The organism is Amycolatopsis sp. NBC_00438, from assembly GCF_036026695.1.
In the GTDB taxonomy this organism is placed as follows: Bacteria; Actinomycetota; Actinomycetes; order Mycobacteriales; family Pseudonocardiaceae; genus Amycolatopsis.
Genome location: NZ_CP107923.1, coordinates 522,515 through 542,011 on the forward strand (window position 1 = coordinate 522,515; position 19,497 = coordinate 542,011).

Sequence of the window (19,497 nt, forward strand, 5' to 3'; positions counted from 1 at the left end):
CCGGTCACGGGGAGCCGTCGTCGTTCATGTCGGACTCGACGCCGTTGAGCGTCGATTCGATGCCGCTCAGTTCCGACGACGCCGGGGAGGTGCCGGGGTCCGGCGAGCCCATCAGGTTGTCGCGGCAGGCCGAGCAGCCGAGCGTGATGAGCGCGGCGGCCCCGACCGCGGCCGCGATCCTCGCCGCCCTCACTTGGTCGGCGCCGGCGCGGCCGGCTTGCAGTGGGCGGACGCGAAGGCGTCGAGCTTCTGCTTCGCGGTGGTCAGCTCGCCGACCTTGCCCTGCCGCTTGGTGGCGCGCTCGTCGAGCTTGGTGGCGCGGTCGTTGTGCCCCGCCGTGCGCTGGTCCTGGGCGCGGGCCTTGAGGTTGGCGACCGAGCCGGCGACCTCGGGGCCGCCGTTGATCCGCTTCTCCAGGTTGTCGGCCCGCTTCTGCAGCTTCGGCACCCAGTCGCCGCAGACCTGCTGCGACTCCTCGGGGCTGAGCGTGATCGGCGCGACCGGCGCCGGGGACGTCGTCTGGGCCGAGGCCAGCGGCGCCAGCGCCAGCAAGCAGGCCGCGCTCCCGGCGCCCGCCAGTGCCAGCCGCCGCGTCCAGATGGGTCCTCGCATGGTGTCTCCCTCGGTGAATGGTTTCCGGGTACGAGGAGAACTCTGGCGGGCCGGTGTTCGGAGGGCGTGCGCCTAATGTTCGGGCTGTGTAAGGCCCACGGTGATCGACGTCCGCGCGAGGTCGAACGTCAGCGTGTCGCCCAGCACCGGCAGCGCCGGGTCGAACAGCTGCCCGTCGGTGCCGCCGAGCAGCAGGCCGAGCCGGTGCCCGGCCGGGACGACGTGGTCGAGGCTGCTCAGCGTGAACGTCATCGAATACGCCAGCCCCGGTACGAGCGGCTCGCCGTGGCGCAGCGACGCGTGGTGCCCGAGGTCGGCCCACCCGGCGGCGACGATCCGGTGGTCGGTGTGCACGAGGTCGGTGGCGGTGTCCAGGAAGCACGCGCTGTCACCGGGCCGGCTCACACCCCAGCACGATCGGGTGGTCAGGTTCTTCACGCCACTGCCGTAGTTCGCCGTGTTCCGGACGTCCGCCGGGCCGTAGTCGACGAGCGCGACGCCGAGCCGGGCGGCGGGCTTGTCGGACGACGCGGTGATCGTCACGGACGGCGTCCCGTCCAGCCGCACCGCCGAGGTCAGGGGAGCGCCGGTGAACCGCGCGGCCGATGTCCCGGCCGCCCACTGCTCGCGGCCGACCGCCGGGTCGTCGACGACTGTGGCCGTGCCGGAACCACGCCGGCCGAGCGTGCCGCCGGCAGCCGGCCGGAACGTCGTGGCGGCGGTCGCGGGCGGCCAGGCCCGGACGTCGGTCCACCGGTCCGGCGTGGTTTCCAGGTGCACGGCGGGCTCGTGCTCGACGCCGTTGCGGACGCCGCGCAGCCAGCGGTCGAACCAGCGGCCCAGCGTGTCCACCCACTGCGCCCGCTGCAGGTCGAACGGGTCGACGTGGCCGGCCTGGCTCAGCCACGCCTTGCGCGGCACCCCCGCCCGGCCGAGCGCGGCCCAGTAGGCGGCGAACTGGCCCGGGCCCACGACGCTGTCCCCGAACCCCTGCGCGATCAGCACGCTCGCGCGCACCTGCCCGGCGCGCGGGACGTAGTCCACACTCTGCCAATAGCCGTTGTAGTCACCGTTCGTGCCCATCCGCGCCTTGACGTCCGCCTCGAACGGCTGACACAACCGCGCCGCGCGGTCGTTGTAGGTGAAGGCCGACCCCGTGTTGTCCGGCGTCGCCAGGGGCGCGCCGTTCGCGACGAGCTGGGCGTAGTTGTCGGCGACGCCTTCGATCGGCACGATCGTCTTCAGCCCGGGGATCCCGGACGCGGCCATGCCGATCGCGGTGGCGCCGTCCTGGGACTTGCCGATCGCGCCGACGTCCCCGGTGGCCCAGCCCGCCGTCACCGGCCGGCCGCCGTCGGGCGCGTCGAAGGCCTTCGCCCGGCCGTTGAGCCAGTTCACGACGGCGTTGCCGTCGGCGACGTCGTCGAAGCAGCCGGACGAGCGGTTCGTGCCGCCGACGTCGGCCAGTACCACCGCGTACCCGCGCGGCACGAAGTAGTTGTCGAGGAACAGCGGGAACTGCTCGGGGGTGCCGTCCGGCGCAAACGTTTTCTTCTGGGACTCGTTGCCGCGGCCGCAGCACGCGAAGTACGGGCTGACGTCGAGGATCACCGGGACGCGTGCGCGTCCGGCGGGCCGGACGACGTCGGCGGCGACGCGGTCGGGCTTGCCGTCGTGGTCGAGGTCGGCGCCGGTTTCGACCCACGCCGTCTCGCGGACCGGGCCGGTTTCGGCCGCCGCCGCGGGCGCGAGGGCCGCCGTCGTGACCAGCGCGAGCAAGATCCCCGGTGTCCGGCGCATCGCGCCATTATCACTTCTCGTACGCCGCCAGGAAAAGCTCCATCGCGGCGTCGACGGCTTCGCGGTCGCCGGTCGTGACGAGGTCGAGCAGCAGGCCGCGGGTGACGGCGAGCCCGAGCCGGGCGTGCGCCGGCCGGTCGGCCTCGGGGACGCCGTAGCGCGCGAGCAGGGCCTCGATCGGGCCGAGCCAGTCGTCGACGACGCCGTCCAGGAACTCGGTCGTGCCCGGGGTGCCGCCGAGGGCCTGGCCGTAGAGCTGGAAGAAGAGCTTTTCGTTGGCGCGCAGGTCCTCGTCGGTCAGCCGCCGCCAGAACTCGCGGCCCTCGCCGACGTCGGCCAGGGCCGTGCGCTGCCGGGCCTCGACCTCGCGCGCGACCGCCGTGAGCAGACCTTCCTTCGAGCCGAAGTGGTAGATGAGCATGCGGTGGCTGGTGCCGAGGCCGGCGGCCAGGGCGCGCAGGCTCTTGCCCGCGCCGCCGTGGTGGGCGATGTGGTCGATCGCCGCGTCGAGCAGCTGGGCGCGCGGGCTTGTGCCGATCATGTACCAGATGGTACACGTACCAAATGGTACAGAGTATTTCCGTCCGTGGCCGGACGTCCGCGCCGGCCGACACTGTCTACGCCCTGCTCCGCGACGGCGCGAGCTGGCCGGCCTGGTCGCCGCTGGAGTCGTTCGAGCTGGTCAGCGAAGGAGAGGGGGAGCGCGAAGGGCTCGGCGCGATCCGGCTGTTCCGCACCGGCCGCACCCGCTCGTACGAGAAGATCGTCGCGCTGGAACCCGGCCGCCGCTTCGGTTACGCGCTGGAGCACGGCCTGCCGCTGCGGGACTACGTCGCCTACGTCGACCTGTCGCCGAGAGACGGCGGCACCGAGGTCCACTGGCATTCGACGTTCACCGCGAAGATCCCCGGCACCGGCTGGTTCTATCGGCGAATCCTGGGCGTGTTCATCAAGCGGGTCGTCACCGGGCTGGTCGCCGCGACCGAGGCGCGCGTCGCCCCATAAAGTGGGCATATGTCAGCGCCACGACGGGGATCGACCGGCCGCACCCAGGAGGAGCGCAGCGCGGCGATGCGCGTCCGGCTGCTCGACGCGACGATCGACTGCCTGGTCGAATTCGGCTACGCGGGCACGACGACCACCCGCGTCGCCGACCGCGCCGGCGTCACGCGCGGCGCGCAGGTGCACCACTTCCCGACGAAGGCCGACCTGGTCACCTCGGCGATCCGGCACCTGGCGGCGAAGCGCACCGAGGTCGCGATGGCCGAGCTGGACCGGCTGCGCGCGTCCACCGACCCGGTCGGCGACGCGCTGCAGCTGCTGTGGGAGATGCACCAGGGGCCGGTGTTCTCCGCGACGGTGGAGCTGTGGGTCGCGTCGCGGACCGACCCCGAGCTGCGCCGCCAGATGGCGGTGGTCGAGCCGATCGCGACGTCCAGCCTGGTCGAGTTCGGCAAGGCGCTGCTGCCGGAGCACGCCGGGCACCACGAGTTCCTGCACGCGGTCTACACCGCGATGGACGTCGTCCGCGGCATCCTCATCGCCAGCTGGGCCACGCGCGAGCAGGGCGAACTGGACGCGCGCTGGGAACGCGGACGCCGTCACCTGCGGATCCTTTTCGGCACGCTGATGGCGCCCACCGGCTGAATCGCGTGTTACTCTCTTTGGGAAAGTGAGGAGACGCGCTGTGCACCCGGACCCGTACGACCGCGACTGCCCGACCCGTCAGCTGCTCGACCGCATCGGCGACCAGTGGACGGTCCTCATCGTCGGCGCGCTCACCGGCGGCCCGTTGCGGTTCACCGAGATCGCCCGCCGCGTGGACGGCATCTCCCAGAAGGTCCTGACGCAGACGCTGCGCAGCCTGGTCCGCGACGGCATCCTCACCCGCACGGCGTACGCGGTGATCCCGCCGAAGGTCGAGTACGAGCTGACCTCGCTGGGGCGCAACCTTTCCGAGCCGCTGGAGCTGCTGGACCAGTGGGCGCGGCAGCACATGGCGTCGGTCCAGGATTCGCGGGACGCCTACGACGCGGAGCACACGCCCGCGTCGGCGTGACGCTGGACAGCTCCAGGACAATTCCCGGCGGGGATCCCGCCCGGCCCGCGGCCCCGGCGACACTGTGGAGGACGGCTCCACGGCTCCGGGGAGGGACTCATGGCGTCCGCGTTCGCTGTGCTCGACGAGACCCTGCCCGCGCCGGGACCGGAGCTCGTCGGGATCACCGCGCTGGTGGCGGCCATGGTCGTGGTGACGTCGTTCGCGGTGCCCGCCGACGGCCGGCGGAGTGTCGTCTACCGGGCCAACTTCCTCGGCACGCTCTTCCACGAAGGCGGCCACGCGCTGGTGAGCATCCTGACCGGCGGCGGCGTCGGCCGGGTCGCGATCGACAGCCCGGAGTCCGGCGGTACCTGGCACCGGACCCCGCCGGGGCTCGCCGCCGTCCTGACCAGCGCCGCCGGGTACGCGATGCCGCCGCTGGCCGGCCTGGGCGCGGCGGGCCTGCTGCACCGCGGGCTCGTTCCGGCCGTGCTCACCCTGACCCTGGCCGCGATGGTGTTCCTCCTGCTGTTCACCCGGGACCTGCTCACCTTCGTGGTGGTCGTCGCGGTCGGGGCGATCGTGTTCGGTGCCCTGCGCTGGGCGCCGGTCTGGCTGAAGAACGGCGTCGCGTACGCCGAAGCGTGGCTGCTGCTGACCAGTGAACTCGGCGGCCTGCGCGCGCTGGTCCTCAACCGGTTCCGGCACGGCTTCGGCGGTCAGGAGGACGACGCGGCCATGCTCGCCCGGAGCACCGGAATCCCGGCCCTGGTGTGGATCGCCGCCTGGCTCGCCCTCATCGCCTGGGCGGTCTGGCGCGCAATCCCATTGCTGTGGCCCACGTAAAATCCCTGTGAGGCGCCGCATCTTTCGTAGTGAAAGTGGCGTTAGATCCGTGTGAGGCGTCGCATCTTTCCTGGTGAAAGTGGCGTTAGATCCATGTGAAGTCGCATCTTTCGTGGCGAAAGTGACGGGTCAGCGGGCGACCAGGCCGGCTTCGTGGGCCAGCAGGCCCGCCTGCGTCCGGTTGGTGCAGTCCAGCTTCACGAGCATCCGCGACACGTAGCTCTTCACCGTCGCCTCCGCGAGGTGGAGCCGGGCCGCGATGTCCGCATTGGACAGTCCTTCGCCCAGGCACGCCAGCACATCCCGCTCGCGGTCGGTGAGCCCGGACGTCCGGCGGCGGGCGTCTTCGCCGCGCTCGCGGCCGTCCGCGGACAGCGCCACCAACCGGCGGGCCGCCGACGGCGACAGGACCGTGTGCCCGTCCGCCGCCACCCGGACCAGGCCGATCAGGTCCTCCGGCGGCGTCGACTTCACCAGGAAGCCGGCCGCGCCCGCGCGCAGGGCGCGGATCACGTAGGTGTCCGCGTCGAACGTCGTCAGCGCCACCACCGCCGGCGGGTCCGGGAGCGCCGCGATCCGCGCGATCGCCGTCAGGCCGTCGACGCCCGGCATGCGCAGGTCCATCAGCACGACGCGCGGCCGGTGCCGGACCACCGCCTCGACGGCTTCGGCGCCGTCGCCCGCCTGGGCCACGACGTCGATGTCGCCCGCCGAACCGAGGATCGTGCGCAGGTGCGCGCACACCATCGGCTCGTCATCGACCACGAGCACCGGGATCACCGGGATCACTGTGCGTGCCTTCCGCCGTCGGGACGTAAGCGGGCAGTATCGCACCGACCCGGAACCCGCCACCGGCCACCGGGCCCGCGTCGAACCGCCCGCCGACGAGTTCGACGCGCTGCCGCAGCCCCGCCAGCCCGGCCCCGGAACCGCTGCCCGCCAGGGCCGGATCGGGCCGCCGCGACGCCGCCGTGTTGGCGATCGAGACGTCCAGGCCGCCCGGGTGGTAGCGCAGCGACACCGCCGCCGACGCGCCCGGCGCGTGCTTGCGGATGTTCGTCAGCGCCTCCTGCACCAGCCGGTACGCGGTCCGCGCGACGGTCGGCGACACCTGCGCCGGGTCGCCGTCCACCGCGAGCCCGGTGACCACGCCGACCGAGCGCGACTCCTCGACCAGCCGCGCCGGGTCGCCGGGCTGCTCCGGGCTGAGCGTGCGCGGGACCGTCTCGGTGCCGTTGCGCAGCACGCCGACGAGGTCGCGCAGCTCGTCCAGCGCGAGCGCGCCTTCGCGGCGGATGTCCTCGGCCGCCGCCCGCACCGGCTCCTCGTGCGACGTCACGCCGAGCGCCCCCGCGTGCAGCACCATCAGGCTGAGCCGGTGCGTGACGACGTCGTGCATCTCGCCCGCCAGCCGCCGCCGTTCCTCCGCGCGGGCCTGCTCGGCGAGCAGGTGCTGCTCGCGCTCGGCGCGCTCCGCGCGGTCCCGCAGGGATCGCAGCAGCTGGCGCCGCGCCTCGCCGTAGAGCCCGAACATCGCCGGCAGCGTGGTGCTGAGCACGGCGAACGGCGTGGTGCTCCAGCTCGGCACCCACGGCCGCGCGGCGATCAGCGTGAGGATCCCGGCCAGCCAGAGCACGCTCCGCCGGTCCAGCACCCGCGGCAGCTGCGACAGCACGACCGGGGTGATGGTCGGCACCGTCGTCAGCGCGAGCGGGCGTACCGCCACGAACAGGCCGGGCGCGAACAGGTCGGACGCCAGCATCAGGCCCGCTGCCGCGACGACGAACCAGGCGACCTGGCGCGGGAACCGGAACAGCAGCACCAGGGAGAAGTCGCAGACCAGTTGCAGCACCAGCCCGGCCGCCGGGCCGAGCGGCCCGGTCGTGACCTCGCCCAGCGCGTAGAGCAGGACGTTCAGCCCCGCGAACACGAACGCGGCCAGGAGCAGCCAGAAGACGTCGGCGCGGCTCGGCCACCACGGCCGCCTGGTGCTGGTCACGCGGTCACGGTAACCGCTCACCCGCGCCGTCGCGCCGGACGCGCAACGAAAGTTGCGGCCCGGGCGCGGGCCCGCAACTTTCGTCGTCGCGAGCACCTTCCTTGCCCCGTTCCGGTGCCGGCCGCGATCCGGTGGAGTGGGCGGACCACAGCGAGGGAGGCAACCGTGGTGACTGTCCACACGCGACAGATGACGAGCGTGGCGTTCGCCCGCGGCCCGGTGCTGGCGATCGCGGGCCTCGCCGGGCTCGCGCTGCTCCTGACCAGCGGGCGCTACGCCGGCGGGTTCGACGAGCTCTACTTCCTGGTGGCCGGTCGAGATCACCTGAGCTGGGGGTATTTCGACCAGCCACCCCTCATCCCGGCGCTGGCGGCGGCGATGGACCGGCTCGCGCCGGGCTCGCTGGTCGTGCTGCGGCTGCCGATGACCCTCGCCGCGGTCGCTGGGGTGGTCGTCACGGCGCTGATCGCGCGGGAGTTCGGCGGCGGCCGCGGCGCCCAGGCGATGGCGGCGGCCTGCTACGCGGCGTCCGGCATCGTCGTCGTCAGTCACTGGATCGGGACCTACGTGCTGGACCCGTTCCTGTGGACGGTCGTGGCCTGGCTGCTCGTCCGCTGGACCCGCACCCGCCGCGACGGCCTGCTCGTCTGGGCCGGCGTCGTCACGGCGGTGTCGCTGGAGACGAAGTTCCTGATCCCGGCCCTGTGGGCGGCGGTGCTGCTCGCCGCGCTGGTGTTCGGGCCGAGGGACCTGCTCCGGCGCCCGAAACTCTTGCTGGGCGCGGCGATCGCCGTCGTGGTCACGGTGCCGACGCTGCTCTGGCAGGCCGCACACGGCTGGCCCTACACCCACATGAGTGAAGTCGTCGCCGCGGAGTTCCCGGGTTACGGCCCGTGGGTGCGCGACGGACTGCTCGGCGCCGGGATCGGGGTCGGTGTGGTGGCCCTGCTCTACGGCGTCTGGCGGCTGCTGCGGTCGGCGCAGCTGCGGCCGTACCGGTACCTCGGCGTCGCCCTGATCCTCGTGGCGCTGGCCGTGGTCGCGACGCAGGGGCGGTCCTACTACCTGATGGGCTGCTACGCCGTGCCGTTCGCGGCGGCGGCCACCGAGCTGACCCGGCGGAACCTCGTGGGCTGGTGGAAAGCCGTCGCGTGGCCGGCGTTCGTGCTCTCGGCGGTGGTCACGCTCGTCGCGCTGCCGGTGTGGCCGGCCTCGGCGCGGACGTCGTTCGGGCCGTTCTCGCTCGGCAGCGCGTTCGCGCAGGGGGAGCTGCCGCAGCAGGACCTGGCCGAGGTGATCGGTCAGACGTACGCCTCGCTCCCGCCCGAGGTTCGCGCGCGGACCGCGGTCTACGCCGAGATCTACCCGTTCGCGGCCGTGACCGAGTTCTACGGGGCGCCGTACGGCATCCACACCGTCTACAGTGGACACCGGGCGTACTGGTACTTCGGGCCACCGCCGGAATCGGCCGACGAGGTGCTGTTCGCCGGGTTCGACCCGGGGCTGCTGCGGCCCTACTTCGCGCACGAGACCCAGGTCGTCGACGGGCTGGTGTGGGACTACGACGGCCGGACGGCACCCTGGTCGCGGATCTGGCCCGCCCTGAAGCGGCAATGAGAGGAACACGATGAGCGCTCTGTCCCTGCCCGCGCAGGCCTACTTGCTGGCGTGCGACACCGGCCGCGACCGGCTGCCGGACCGACAGCGCGTCGCGCTGCTGGTGCGCGCGGCGGCGTTGACGGACCTGGTCCAGCGCGGGCTGGTCGTCGACGGCGACGGGCGGCCCGTGGTGACCGGCGCCGCCGGCACCGGCCACCTGGTGCTCGACGACCTGCTGAGCGACCTCGCCGCGGACCCGCACCGCAAGTGGCGTGCGTGGGTCCGCCGCGATGCCCGCGCGACGCTCCAGTCCCTGGAGACCCAGCTCGACGCGGCGGGCACGATCACGTTGAAGACGTCACACGTGCTGGGGCTGTTCCCGCGCCGCCGCCCGGTGGTCCGCGACCACGCCGAGGCGGCCCGGCTGCACGAGGTGGTGGCGGACGCGCTGCGAAGCGTCGCACCGGCGTCGCGGGCCGACCCGGGCGCGGCGGCCCTGACGTCGCTGGCCGCGGCGGTGGAGCTGGGCACGGTCCTCTCGCGCCGCGACCGCCGGCATCACAAGGCCCGGCTCGCGGAGCTGGAGGACGTCGCGGGCGCCGCGGTTCCCGCGCTGCGCAAGGTGATCCGCGAACTGAAGGCGGCCCGCGCCGCGGCGATCTCGGCGGCCAACTCGGGCGGCAGCGGCGGCTGACGCCGTACCGGGCCGGACGACACGCGTACCCCGACGGACGACACGCGTACGCAGATGGACGACACGGCGAGGCGGGGGAGGTCCTCGCCGTGTCGTCCGCCCGGGTACGCGTGTCGTCCATCTGGGTTCGGCGGTGGCCGAAGTTTCGGGGACCTAGGTTCGGGGGCATGGACGACTTTCGTGCCCTGCACGTCCCCGGTGCCCCGCTCCTGCTGCCCAACGCCTGGGAGTTCGGCGTCGGCGCCCATCTCGTCGCGCAGGGGTTCCGCGCGCTCGGGACGACCAGCCTCGGCGTGTCCGCGGCGGCGGGGGAGGCCGACGGCGCGCCGTCGACGCGGGACGTGACCGTCGCGCTGGCCGCCCGCCTGGCCCGGCTCGACGCGCTGGTCAGCGTCGACATCGCCGACGGCTTCAGCGCGGACCCGGCCGCCGTCGCCGACCTGGCCGAAGAGCTCGCCGCGGCGGGCGCGGTCGGCGTCAACCTCGAAGACGGCCGCGCCGACGGCTCGCTCGCTCCCGTCGAGGTCCAGGCCGCCCTGGTCACGGCGGTGAAGGAGCGCACACCGCAGTTGTTCGTCAACGCCCGCACGGACACCCACTGGGCGGGCGACCGCTCGGTCGCCGAAGCCGAGACGCGGGCGCGGGCCTACGTCGCGGCGGGCGCGGACGGCGTCTTCGTGCCCGGCCTCGCCGAGCCGGCCGACGTCGAGCGGATCGTCGCCGTCGGCGTCCCGGTCAACCTGCTGTTCCTGCCCGGCAAGGTGACGCTGGCCGGGCTGGCGGAACTGGGCGTCGCCCGGATCAGCCTGGGTTCGCTGCCCTACCGGATGGCGCTGGCCGCGGCGGCCGAGACGGCGCTGGCCGTGCGCGACGGCCGTGACCTTCCACTCACTCCGCCGTCCTACGCCGACGTCACCGCGTTCCTGTGAGAACCGGATCTGCTTGGCTCGGGACATGCACGCCTTCGGAGCCGACTTCGCCGTCCCGTCCGGGTACCTCAACACGCCGAGCATGGGCATCCCGCCCGCGCCGGTCGCCGCGGCCGTGGCCGGGTCGGTCGAGAACTGGCGGACCGGGGCGAGCCGGCCGGCGGACTTCGACGAGGCCGTCGCGCGGTCGCGGGCCGGGTTCGCCCGGCTGGTCGGGGTCGAGCCCGGGCGGGTCGCGATCGGCGCGTCGGCTTCCCAGCTGATCGCCAACGTCGCCGCCGCGCTGCCCGCCGGCACCCGCGTGCTCGCCGCCGAAGGCGACTTCACCAGCGTGACCTTCCCGTTCGCGGCGAACCCGGGCGTGACCGTCACCGAGGTGCCGCTCGACGACCTGGCCGCGCGGGTCGAGGGCCACGACGTCGTCGCGGTGAGCGTCGTCCAGTCCGCCGACGGCCGGATCGCCGACCTCCCCGCGCTGCGGGCCGCGGCCGAAGCCGCCGGCGCCGCGGTGCTGCTCGACGCGACCCAGGCCGCGGGCTGGCTGCCCTTGGACGTCGCCTGGGCCGACTGGGTCGTCGCGGCGGGCTACAAGTGGCTGCTCGCGCCGCGTGGCTGCGCGTGGCTGGCGGTGCGCCCGGACGCGCAGGACCGCACCCGCGCGGTCGCGGCCAACTGGTACGCGGGGGAGGACCCGTGGGCCACCGTCTACGGCCTCCCGCTGCGGCTGGCCGGCGACGCCCGCGCGTTCGACCTCTCCCCGGTCTGGCTGGCCCAGGTGGGCGCGGCCGCCGCGCTGGAGTACCTCGGCGGGCTCGACCTCGCGCAGGTCAGGGCCCATGACGTCGGCCTGGCCGACACGCTGCTGGAGAAGCTCGGCCGGCCGCCGCGGGGGAGCGCGATCGTGTCGCTCGAAGCCGACCCCGGGCGGGTCGCCGCGGCCGGGATCGTGTCCGGGTTGCGCAACGGGAAGGTCCGGGTCGGCTTCCACCTCTACAACACCGCTGACGACGCCGAACGCGTCTTACACGCATTCGAGTGAACTCCCGAACGGGCGTGAACTACCGTATGGCGTCGTGGTTGGTGCGCATTTCACCCCAGGCCCGTCCGACACGGCCCCGCTGGGCGCGGTTCCCCCGCAGCCCCGCCCGCCCGTGCCCGGCCCACCGGCGCGTGACACCCGGACCCTGGCACTCAGGGGCGCCGGGCTCGTCGCGATCGCCGTGATCTCGGGACTGCTCTGGTTCCTGATCCGGCACGACTCGACGCCGGACGAGCCGGTGGCGCAGCCGCCGGCCAAGAGCACCGGGCAGTACACGTTCACGCCGGTCGCCGGGCCGGCGCGGTCCACGGACTGCGCCGCGAAGTCCTACGGCAAGACCCAGGACTTCTTCCAGGACAGCCCGTGCCAGTCGCTGGTCCGCGCGCTGTACACGACGGAGTCGGGCGGCGCGAAGGCGCTGGTGTCCGTGGTGCTGGTGGGGATGCCGGACTCGGCGAAGGCGAAGGCCCTCAAGACGCTGACCGAGCAGGACGGCACCGGCAACGTCACCGACCTGGTCAAGGACAAGACGTTCGCCGGCACCGGCACCCCGAGCGTGAGCGGTGCCGACGCGGCGTACGCCTCCCGGGTCGAAGGCACGAACACGACGATCGTGCTGGGCGACTTCTACGACAAGCACAAGGACAAGGCGCTCCTCGACAAGATCGTCAAGGACGCCCTGCGCCTGTCGGGCGACTTCGGCTGACCCGCTTTCGCAAGCCCTGAAGGGCACCCTCAGGGACGTGACGTCCCTGAGGGTGCCCTTCAGGACATCGCGGGGTCAGCTCGCCTGGCCGGGCATGGCGACCGCCGCCGGCTTCTCGCCGGCCTCGGAGCGCCACGGCGTCCCGCGCCGCGAAGCGGCCACCAGCGCGTGCAACGCCGTCGTGCGCAGGCCGGCGTCGTCGGTGTGGTTCACCACGGCCAGCCAGGCCGACGCGCAGTCGGCTTCCGCCGTCGCGACCACCAGCGCGGCCGACGCCGTGTCGGTCACCGGCTTCTTCGGGTTGTAGGCCGGCTCCGGCGCCACCGGGGTCGCCCCGGCGCCCGCGAGCATCGTCTGCAGCAGGTCGCGGCGCAGCGCGTGCTCCGCGACGCCGCCCTTCTCGGCCTCCCCGAAGTCGGCCGGGAGGAACGCGCCGACCAGGCCGTACACCCAGACCGCGGCGTGCTCGGCGGCGAGCGCCTGCTGCAGCGGGTCGACGGCCTCCGCGGGGACGGCGCCGCCGGGCGGCCCGGCCGCGGCCGGGGCGTCCTCGCCCGGGCCCAGCGCCGGGTTGATGCGCTGCAGCGCGGCGCAGCCCGCGGCGATCGCCGCGACCATGCCGGCGCGGTAGCGCGGCAGCCCGGGGACGAGGTCCTCGGCCTGCTTGCGCGCGGTGGCCAGCCGCTCCTTCAGGTCGCTCAGCGCCGCCGGGGCCGGCGGCGAGGCGGACGTCGGGGGTTTCGGCCGGTTCAGCCGGTCCACTTCGGACTTCAGCGCGGCCGCGTGCGCCGCGCGCGCGTCGGCGAGCTGGCCGGCGGTGTCGGCGTCCTTGCCCTTGGCCAGCGCGCGCGCCGCCGCGGCGTCCGCGTCGGCGGCGGCCAGGAGCGGCTGCAGCGGGTCGGGGCTCTCGTCGTAGCCGGGCCCGCAGGCGGCCAGCGGCACGGCCAGTGCGGCCACCGCCCCGAAGCGGAGGGCGGCACGGCGGGTCAGCTCGGTCGGTCTTCCGGTCACGTCGGCCCATCCTGCCAGGCCCCGGGGCGGCCCCGCCGCTCGCGCGTGCCGGAAGGGCGACCGGATAAGCTGGTCCACCACCGACCCGGTGAGGCTTGTCCGGACGTCGCCCGGCGCAAGGTGCCTGCCAGCAGGCAGGCTGCAGCTCCGCAGCGCCGAGCCGGCCGGAACAGGCCTCGAACGCCAACTTGATCCCGACCGAGGAGAGCCCCACGTGCCAGGAGAACTCGCCAGCCGGCTTCAGCCGATAGTGGCCGAAGCCGTCACCGCCGCGGGTTTCGACCTCGATTCGTTCGAGGTCCAGCAGGCCGGCCGGCGGCAGCTGGTCAAGGTCGTCGTCGACTCCGACGACGGCATCGGGCTGGACGAGGTCGCCGAGGTCAGCCGCAAGGTCGCGGCGGCGCTCGACGAAAACGAGCACGTGCTCGCGAGCGCGTACACGCTGGAGGTCACCTCGCCGGGCATCGAGCGCCCGCTGACCCAGCAGCGGCACTGGCGGCGCGCGCGGTTCCGCCTGGTCAAGGTCACTCCGGTCGAAGGTGACGCCTTCATGGGCCGGGTCGGTCACGCGGGCGCGGACGCCGCCCGCCTCCTCGTCGGCGGCGAGCTCCGCGACGTCCGCTACGCCCAGGTGGCGAAGGCGGTCGTCGAGATCGAGTTCAAGCAGCCGCCGGCCGAGGATCTGAAACTGCTCGACGACGACGCGTCCGGCCTGGCCGGCGCCGGTCAGGCCGAGACCGAGAAAACGGAGAAGGGGTCGAAGTGAACGTCGACATCGCCGCGCTGAGGGCGATCGAACGGGACAAGGACATCCCCTTCGAAACGGTGATCGAGGCCATCGAGACGGCCTTGCTCACCGCGTACAAGCACACCGAAGGGCACCAGCCGCACGCCCGCATCGACATCGACCGCAAGACCGGCCTGGTGCGCGTGCTCGCGCGCACGCTGACCCACGACGGCGAGACCGACGAGGAGTGGGACGACACCCCCGAGGGGTTCGGCCGGATCGCCGCCACCACCGCGCGCCAGGTCATCCTGCAGCGGCTGCGCGACGCCGAGCACGAGAAGACCTTCGGCGAGTTCTCCACCAAGGAGGGCGAGATCGTCGCCGGCGTCATCCAGCGCGACGCCCGCGCCAACGCCCGCGGCATGGTCGTGGTCCAGGTGGGCGACACCGAGGGCGTGCTGCCGTCGGCGGAGCAGGTGGCCGGGGAGTCCTACGAGCACGGCAGCCGGATCAAGGCGTACGTGGTCACCGTGTCGCGCGGCAACCGCGGCCCGCAGATCATGCTCTCGCGCTCGCACCCCAACCTCGTGCGCAAGCTGTTCGCGCTGGAGGTGCCGGAGATCGCCGACGGGACGGTCGAGATCGCCGCCGTCGCGCGCGAGCCGGGACACCGCACGAAGATCGCGGTGAAGTCCACCGTGGCGGGCGTGAACGCCAAGGGCGCCTGCATCGGCCCGGTCGGCTCGCGCGTGCGCAACGTGATGAGCGAGCTGGCCGGCGAGAAGATCGACATCATCGACTACTCGGAGGACCCGGCCCGGTTCGTGGGGAATGCCCTGTCCCCGGCGAAGGTTGTTTCCGTACGGGTCGTCGACGAGCGGGGCAAGACCGCGCGCGTCGTGGTGCCGGACTTCCAGCTGTCGCTGGCGATCGGCAAGGAGGGCCAGAACGCCCGCCTCGCCGCCCGTCTGACCGGCTGGCGGATCGACATCCGCAGCGACGCCGCGCCGGTGGACGACGAGGGTGATCAAGACCACGCCGGTCCGACGCGGCCCGCCGCGACAACCGGTTCGGCTGAGTGAAGGTCGAAGCGGTAGACTCTGGAGTGGTTCGAAGCCCGCGGCGGGTAGCCGAGCACCAGCCCCACCGAGAATCCCCGGTGCGGACTTGTGTCGGCTGCAAGCGGCGGGCCTTGATCGGTGAGCTGCTGCGCGTGGTCGCGGTGGTCGGACGGGTGGTCGTCGACGGACGTCGTCGGCTCCCGGGCCGGGGGGCTTGGTTGCACCCCGACCCGGACTGTCTGGCCAAGGCCGAACGGCGGCGGGCTTTCCCGAGGGCCTTGCGGGCTCCGGGAGCGCTCGACGTCCGGGAAGTCCGCGAGTACGTAGCGCACGCCACGCATCACGGAGCCGGGACGTCCCCGGCTCCGCGAGGAACGAAGGAAGCAGGTCGACCCGTCATGAGTCAGCCGTGAAGCTGAAGCCATGAACGCGAGACAATAAGGACGAGGTCAGCGGGTCCCCCGCCTGGCCTCCCCTAGATGAGGAGAGCTGTGCCAGGCAAGGCCCGCGTACACGAGCTCGCTAAGGAGCTCGGCATCACCAGCAAGGACGTGCTCGCCAAGTTGAAGGAACAGGGCGAATTCGTCAAATCCGCGTCGTCCACGGTCGAGGCGCCTGTCGCCCGCCGTCTGCGCGACGCGTACGCCCCCAAGGGCGCCAAGAAGCCCGCACCGACCCCCGGTCCGTCGGCGCGCCCGGGACCCCCGGCCGCCAAGCCGGGCGCTCCCGCGCCCAAGCCGGCGACGCCCGCTCCCCAGCAGCAGGTCCCGGTGGTGAAGGCCGCCCCCGCGGCGGCCCCGCAGCAGCAGGCTCCGGCTTCGAAGCCGGCAGCCGCACCGGGCGGCCGTCCGGCCGGTCCCGGCCCGCGGCCCGGCCCGCGCCAGCAGCCGGCGGCGCCCGCTCCCCAGGAGCAGGTCCCGGCGGCGAAGGCCGAGGCGGCTCCGGTCGCACCCCCCAAGCAGGAGACCCCGGCCGCGCCCCCCGCGGGCAACACCGGTTCGGTCGTCCCGCCGAAGCCGCAGGGCCCCAAGCCCGGCGGTCCCAAGCCCGGTCCGCGCACCCCGCGGGTCGGCAACAACCCGTTCGGCGTCGGTTCCGGCGCCCCGCCGCGTCCGCAGGGCCCGCGCCCCGGTGGTGGCGGTCAGGGCGGCGACACGCGCCCGCCGCGTCCCGGTGGTACCGGTGGCGGCGGTGACCGCCCGGCTCCGCGTCCCGGTGGTGGCGCCGGTGGCAACCGGCCGAGCCCGGGCAACATGCCCCCGCGGCCGAACCCCGGCATGATGCCGGGCCGTCCCGCCCGTCCCGCCGGTGGTCCCGGTGGCGGCGCGCGCGGTGGTCCCGGTGGCGGCGCCCGTGGTGGTCCCGGTGGCGGCGCCCGTGGCGGCCCCGGTGGCGGTGGCGGCGGTTTCCGTGGCGGTCCCGGTGGCGGTGGCGGCGGTGGCGGCTTCCGTCCCGGTGGCGCCGGTGGCGGTGCCGGTGGCGGCTTCCGTCCGGGTGGCGGCGGTGCCGGTGGCGGTGCCCCGGCCGGTGGCGGCGGGTTCCGCGGTGGCGGCGGCCGTGGCGGCCCCGGTGGCCGTGGCGGCACGGCGGGTGCCTTCGGGCGTCCGGGTGGTCCCTCGCGCAAGGGTCGCAAGTCGAAGCGGCAGAAGCGCCAGGAGTACATGGACAACATGCAGGCGCCCAGCGTCGGCGGCGTCCGCTTGCCCAAGGGGCAGGGCGAGACGATCCGGCTGCCGCGTGGCGCTTCGCTGACCGACTTCGCCGAGAAGATCGACGCCAACCCGGCTTCGCTGGTGCAGGTGCTCTTCCACCTCGGCGAGATGGTCACCGCGACGCAGTCCGTGTCGGACGACATCCTCGAGCTGCTCGGCGGCGAAATGAACTACCACGTTCAGGTCGTCAGCCCCGAGGAGGAGGACCGCGAGCTGCTCGGGACCTTCGACATCACCTACGGCGACGACGCGGGTGGCGAAGAGGACCTGCAGATCCGGCCGCCGGTCGTGACCATCATGGGTCACGTCGACCACGGTAAGACCCGCCTGCTCGACACGATCCGGAAGACGAAGGTCCGCGAGAGCGAGGCCGGCGGCATCACGCAGCACATCGGTGCGTACCAGATCGAGACCGAGCTCGAGGGCAACCCGCGCCTGATCACCTTCATCGACACCCCGGGCCACGAGGCGTTCACCGCCATGCGTGCCCGTGGTGCCAACTCGACCGACATCGCGGTGATCGTGGTGGCGGCCGACGACGGTGTGATGCCGCAGACGGTCGAGGCGATCAACCACGCGCAGGCCGCCAAGGCCCCGATCGTGGTCGCGATCAACAAGATCGACAAGGAAGGCGCGAACCCGGACAAGATCCGGCAGCAGCTGACCGAGTACAACCTCGTGGCCGAGGAGTACGGCGGCGACACGATGTTCGTCGAGATCTCCGCGCGGCAGAACATCAACATCGACGGGCTGCTCGAGGCGATCCTGCTGACCGCCGACGCCGCTCTGGACCTCCGGGCCAATCCGGACATGGAGGCCCAGGGTGTCGCGATCGAGGCACACCTCGACCGCGGCCGCGGCCCGGTGGCCACCGTCCTGGTCCAGCGCGGCACGCTGCGCGTCGGTGACTCGGTCGTGGCGGGTGACGCCTACGGCCGCGTCCGCCGGATGGTCGACGAGCACAACGTCGACGTCACCGAGGCGCTGCCGTCGCGTCCCGTCCAGGTCATCGGGTTCACCTCGGTGCCGGGTGCGGGCGACACCTTCCTGGTGGTCGACGAGGACCGCGTCGCCCGGCAGATCGCCGAGCGCCGCTCCGCTCGTACTCGCAACGCGCTCAACGCGTCGCGCCGCAAGCGGGTCAGCCTCGAGGACCTCGACTCCGCCTTGAAGGAGACGAACAGCCTCAACCTGATCATCAAGGGTGACAACTCGGGTACCGTCGAGGCCCTCGAAGCCTCGCTGCTGCAGCTGGACGTCGGCGACGACGTCGAGCTGAACGTGGTGCACCGCGGTGTCGGTGGCGTGACCGAGTCGGACATCGACCTGGCGACCGCGTCCGACGCGATCGTCCTCGGGTTCAACGTCCGCGCCCAGGGCAAGGCGACCGAGCGGGCCACCCGCGAGGGCGTCGACGTCCGGTACTACACGGTCATCTACCAGGCGATCGACGAGATCGAGCAGGCTCTGAAGGGCATGCTCAAGCCGGAGTACGAAGAGGTCGAGCTGGGCCGCGCGGAGGTTCGCGAGGTCTTCAAGTCCTCCAAGATCGGCACGATCGCGGGTTGCCTGGTCATGTCCGGCGAGATCCGGCGCAACGCGCGCGCCCGGCTGCTGCGCGACGGCACTGTCGTCGCGGAGAACCTGCCGGTCAGCTCGCTGCGGCGGTTCAAGGACGACGTGGTCGAGGTCCGCGAGGGCTACGAGTGCGGTCTGACGCTCGGTTCGTACGGCGACCTCAAGGTCGGCGACTCGATCGAGACGTACGAGCAGCGCGAGAAGCCGCGAGCGTAAGGCGTTCGGTCCCGGGTGCGTGGGTTCTCCCACGCACCCGGGGCTTTCGCTTCCCATTCCCTACAACACCACCTCACTTGCCTATGTACGTCGGAGCTCTTGAGCTCGACATCCTGCTCGGCGATGTCCATTCGCTGAAGCAGAAGCGATCCGTGGTCCGGCCGGTGCTGGCGGAGGTGCGCAAGCGCTTCGCCGTGTCGGTGGCCGAAGCCGGTCACACCGACCTGCACCGGCGGACCCTCATCGGGGTGGCCGTGGTCGCCGAAGGTGGCGAGCACGTCCGTGACGTGCTCGACTCGTGCGAGCGGTACGTGGCGAGCAGGCCGGAGTTCGAACTGCTTTCCGCGCACCGCCGGCTGCTCGGCCCAGACGACTGATTTTCTCGAGGAGAAAGACATGGCTGATCCTGCTCGGGCCCGCAAGCTCGCCAAGCGGATCTCGCAGATCGTGGCGTCCGCGATCGAGCACGAGGTCAAGGACTCCCGGCTGGACTACGTGACCGTCACGGACACGAAGGTCACCGGCGACCTCCACGACGCCACGGTGTACTACACGGTGCTCGGCGAGAAACTGGACTCGGTCCCGGACTTCGCCGGTGCCGCCGCCGCGCTCGAATCGGCGCGCGGGATGCTCCGCACGAAGGTCGGGCAGGGCACCGGGGTTCGCTACACGCCGACCCTGACGTTCGTGGCCGACACGATCCCCGAAGAGTCGAAGCGCATCGAGGCTTTGCTCGAGAAGGCCCGTGAGGCCGACGCGGAGGTCGCGCGGCGGTCGGCGGGGGCCCAGCACGCGGGCGAACCCGACCCGTACAAGGCGCCCCGCGAAACCGAGGACGACGACGAGCTCGCGGAGGAAGAGACCCGGGGCTGACCCGGTGCTCTTTCTACGGCGGACGACGTCGGGTCCGATCGAAGGCGCCGGGGC

The 19,497-nt window shown here is 73.1% G+C and carries 22 protein-coding genes; 15 read left to right on the top strand and 7 right to left on the bottom strand.

Annotated features, from left to right (window positions below; genetic code table 11):
• Window positions 1-4: 4 nt before the first annotated feature.
• The 4 genes from OG494_RS02500 to OG494_RS02515 form a co-directional block, all read right to left on the bottom strand.
• Window positions 5-193: a hypothetical protein gene (locus OG494_RS02500; protein ID WP_328451521.1), complete on the bottom strand. Its 189-nt coding sequence runs from the start codon at window positions 191-193 to the stop codon at window positions 5-7.
• A complete protein-coding gene (locus OG494_RS02505) occupies window positions 190-612 on the bottom strand; it encodes a hypothetical protein (protein ID WP_328451523.1) in 423 nt (140 codons plus the stop codon). The genes OG494_RS02500 and OG494_RS02505 overlap by 4 nt, the downstream gene beginning before the upstream one ends.
• 72 nt (window positions 613-684) lie before the next feature.
• Window positions 685-2,412, bottom strand: coding sequence for a CocE/NonD family hydrolase (locus OG494_RS02510; protein WP_328451525.1), 1,728 nt, complete (start codon window positions 2,410-2,412; stop codon window positions 685-687).
• Between the two features lie 10 nt (window positions 2,413-2,422).
• Window positions 2,423-2,953: a TetR/AcrR family transcriptional regulator gene (locus OG494_RS02515; protein WP_328451527.1), complete on the bottom strand. Its 531-nt coding sequence runs from the start codon at window positions 2,951-2,953 to the stop codon at window positions 2,423-2,425.
• A gap of 23 nt (window positions 2,954-2,976) precedes the next feature.
• On the opposite strand from OG494_RS02515, the gene OG494_RS02520 reads away from it, so the two are divergent.
• The 4 genes from OG494_RS02520 (at window position 2,977) to OG494_RS02535 (ending at window position 5,299) form a co-directional block, all read left to right on the top strand.
• Window positions 2,977-3,417, top strand: coding sequence for an SRPBCC family protein (locus OG494_RS02520; protein WP_328451529.1), 441 nt, complete (start codon window positions 2,977-2,979; stop codon window positions 3,415-3,417).
• 66 nt (window positions 3,418-3,483) lie between these two features.
• Entirely contained in the window at window positions 3,484-4,059 is a 576-nt protein-coding gene (locus tag OG494_RS02525) for a TetR/AcrR family transcriptional regulator (RefSeq protein ID WP_328458849.1), read from the top strand.
• A gap of 40 nt (window positions 4,060-4,099) precedes the next feature.
• Window positions 4,100-4,471 (top strand): winged helix-turn-helix transcriptional regulator, encoded by a 372-nt coding sequence (locus tag OG494_RS02530; protein WP_328458850.1) that lies wholly within the window; start codon window positions 4,100-4,102, stop codon window positions 4,469-4,471.
• A 99-nt stretch (window positions 4,472-4,570) separates the two neighbouring features.
• Complete coding sequence (locus OG494_RS02535; RefSeq protein WP_328451531.1) at window positions 4,571-5,299, top strand: M50 family metallopeptidase; 729 nt, start codon at window positions 4,571-4,573, stop codon at window positions 5,297-5,299.
• Window positions 5,300-5,428: 129 nt separating this feature from the next.
• Here OG494_RS02535 and OG494_RS02540 read toward each other — a convergent pair whose 3' ends face one another.
• On the bottom strand, window positions 5,429-6,079 hold the full coding sequence (locus OG494_RS02540; RefSeq protein WP_328451533.1) for a response regulator transcription factor: 651 nt from the start codon (window positions 6,077-6,079) through the stop codon (window positions 5,429-5,431).
• Entirely contained in the window at window positions 6,054-7,298 is a 1,245-nt protein-coding gene (locus OG494_RS02545; RefSeq protein ID WP_328451535.1) for a sensor histidine kinase, read from the bottom strand. Before OG494_RS02545 ends, OG494_RS02540 begins: the two co-directional genes overlap by 26 nt.
• 165 nt (window positions 7,299-7,463) lie before the next feature.
• Between OG494_RS02545 and OG494_RS02550 the strand changes: the two genes are divergently transcribed.
• The 5 genes from OG494_RS02550 to OG494_RS02570 all read left to right on the top strand — a co-directional run bounded on the left by OG494_RS02550 (window position 7,464) and on the right by OG494_RS02570 (window position 12,265).
• Entirely contained in the window at window positions 7,464-8,915 is a 1,452-nt protein-coding gene (locus OG494_RS02550; protein ID WP_328451536.1) for an ArnT family glycosyltransferase, read from the top strand.
• 10 nt (window positions 8,916-8,925) lie between these two features.
• Window positions 8,926-9,591: a GOLPH3/VPS74 family protein gene (locus OG494_RS02555; RefSeq protein ID WP_328451537.1), complete on the top strand. Its 666-nt coding sequence runs from the start codon at window positions 8,926-8,928 to the stop codon at window positions 9,589-9,591.
• 167 nt (window positions 9,592-9,758) lie between these two features.
• Window positions 9,759-10,520, top strand: a complete 762-nt coding sequence (locus tag OG494_RS02560) for an isocitrate lyase/PEP mutase family protein (protein WP_328451541.1) — start codon at window positions 9,759-9,761, stop codon at window positions 10,518-10,520.
• Between the two features lie 25 nt (window positions 10,521-10,545).
• Window positions 10,546-11,559: an aminotransferase class V-fold PLP-dependent enzyme gene (locus tag OG494_RS02565; protein WP_328451543.1), complete on the top strand. Its 1,014-nt coding sequence runs from the start codon at window positions 10,546-10,548 to the stop codon at window positions 11,557-11,559.
• Between the two features lie 112 nt (window positions 11,560-11,671).
• Window positions 11,672-12,265: a hypothetical protein gene (locus OG494_RS02570; protein ID WP_328458851.1), complete on the top strand. Its 594-nt coding sequence runs from the start codon at window positions 11,672-11,674 to the stop codon at window positions 12,263-12,265.
• Between the two features lie 75 nt (window positions 12,266-12,340).
• On the opposite strand, the gene OG494_RS02575 is transcribed toward OG494_RS02570, so the two are convergent.
• On the bottom strand, window positions 12,341-13,276 hold the full coding sequence (locus OG494_RS02575; RefSeq protein WP_328451545.1) for a ferritin-like domain-containing protein: 936 nt from the start codon (window positions 13,274-13,276) through the stop codon (window positions 12,341-12,343).
• A 214-nt stretch (window positions 13,277-13,490) separates the two neighbouring features.
• Here OG494_RS02575 and rimP point away from each other — a divergent pair, with 214 nt between their 5' ends.
• The 6 genes from rimP (at window position 13,491) to rbfA (ending at window position 19,443) form a co-directional block, all read left to right on the top strand.
• A complete protein-coding gene (gene rimP, locus OG494_RS02580; protein WP_328451547.1) occupies window positions 13,491-14,042 on the top strand; it encodes a ribosome maturation factor RimP in 552 nt (183 codons plus the stop codon).
• On the top strand, window positions 14,039-15,085 hold the full coding sequence (gene nusA, locus OG494_RS02585; protein WP_328451549.1) for a transcription termination factor NusA: 1,047 nt from the start codon (window positions 14,039-14,041) through the stop codon (window positions 15,083-15,085). The genes rimP and nusA overlap by 4 nt, the downstream gene beginning before the upstream one ends.
• A 140-nt stretch (window positions 15,086-15,225) precedes the next feature.
• Complete coding sequence (locus OG494_RS02590) at window positions 15,226-15,477, top strand: YlxR family protein (RefSeq protein WP_328458852.1); 252 nt, start codon at window positions 15,226-15,228, stop codon at window positions 15,475-15,477.
• Between the two features lie 78 nt (window positions 15,478-15,555).
• Entirely contained in the window at window positions 15,556-18,570 is a 3,015-nt protein-coding gene (gene infB, locus OG494_RS02595; protein ID WP_328451551.1) for a translation initiation factor IF-2, read from the top strand.
• A gap of 83 nt (window positions 18,571-18,653) precedes the next feature.
• Window positions 18,654-18,947 carry a DUF503 domain-containing protein gene (locus tag OG494_RS02600; RefSeq protein WP_247054723.1) on the top strand — a complete coding sequence of 98 codons (294 nt, stop codon included), beginning with the start codon at window positions 18,654-18,656 and terminating at the stop codon, window positions 18,945-18,947.
• Window positions 18,948-18,966: 19 nt separating this feature from the next.
• Window positions 18,967-19,443, top strand: coding sequence for a 30S ribosome-binding factor RbfA (rbfA, locus tag OG494_RS02605; protein ID WP_328451553.1), 477 nt, complete (start codon window positions 18,967-18,969; stop codon window positions 19,441-19,443).
• Window positions 19,444-19,497 lie beyond the last annotated feature (54 nt).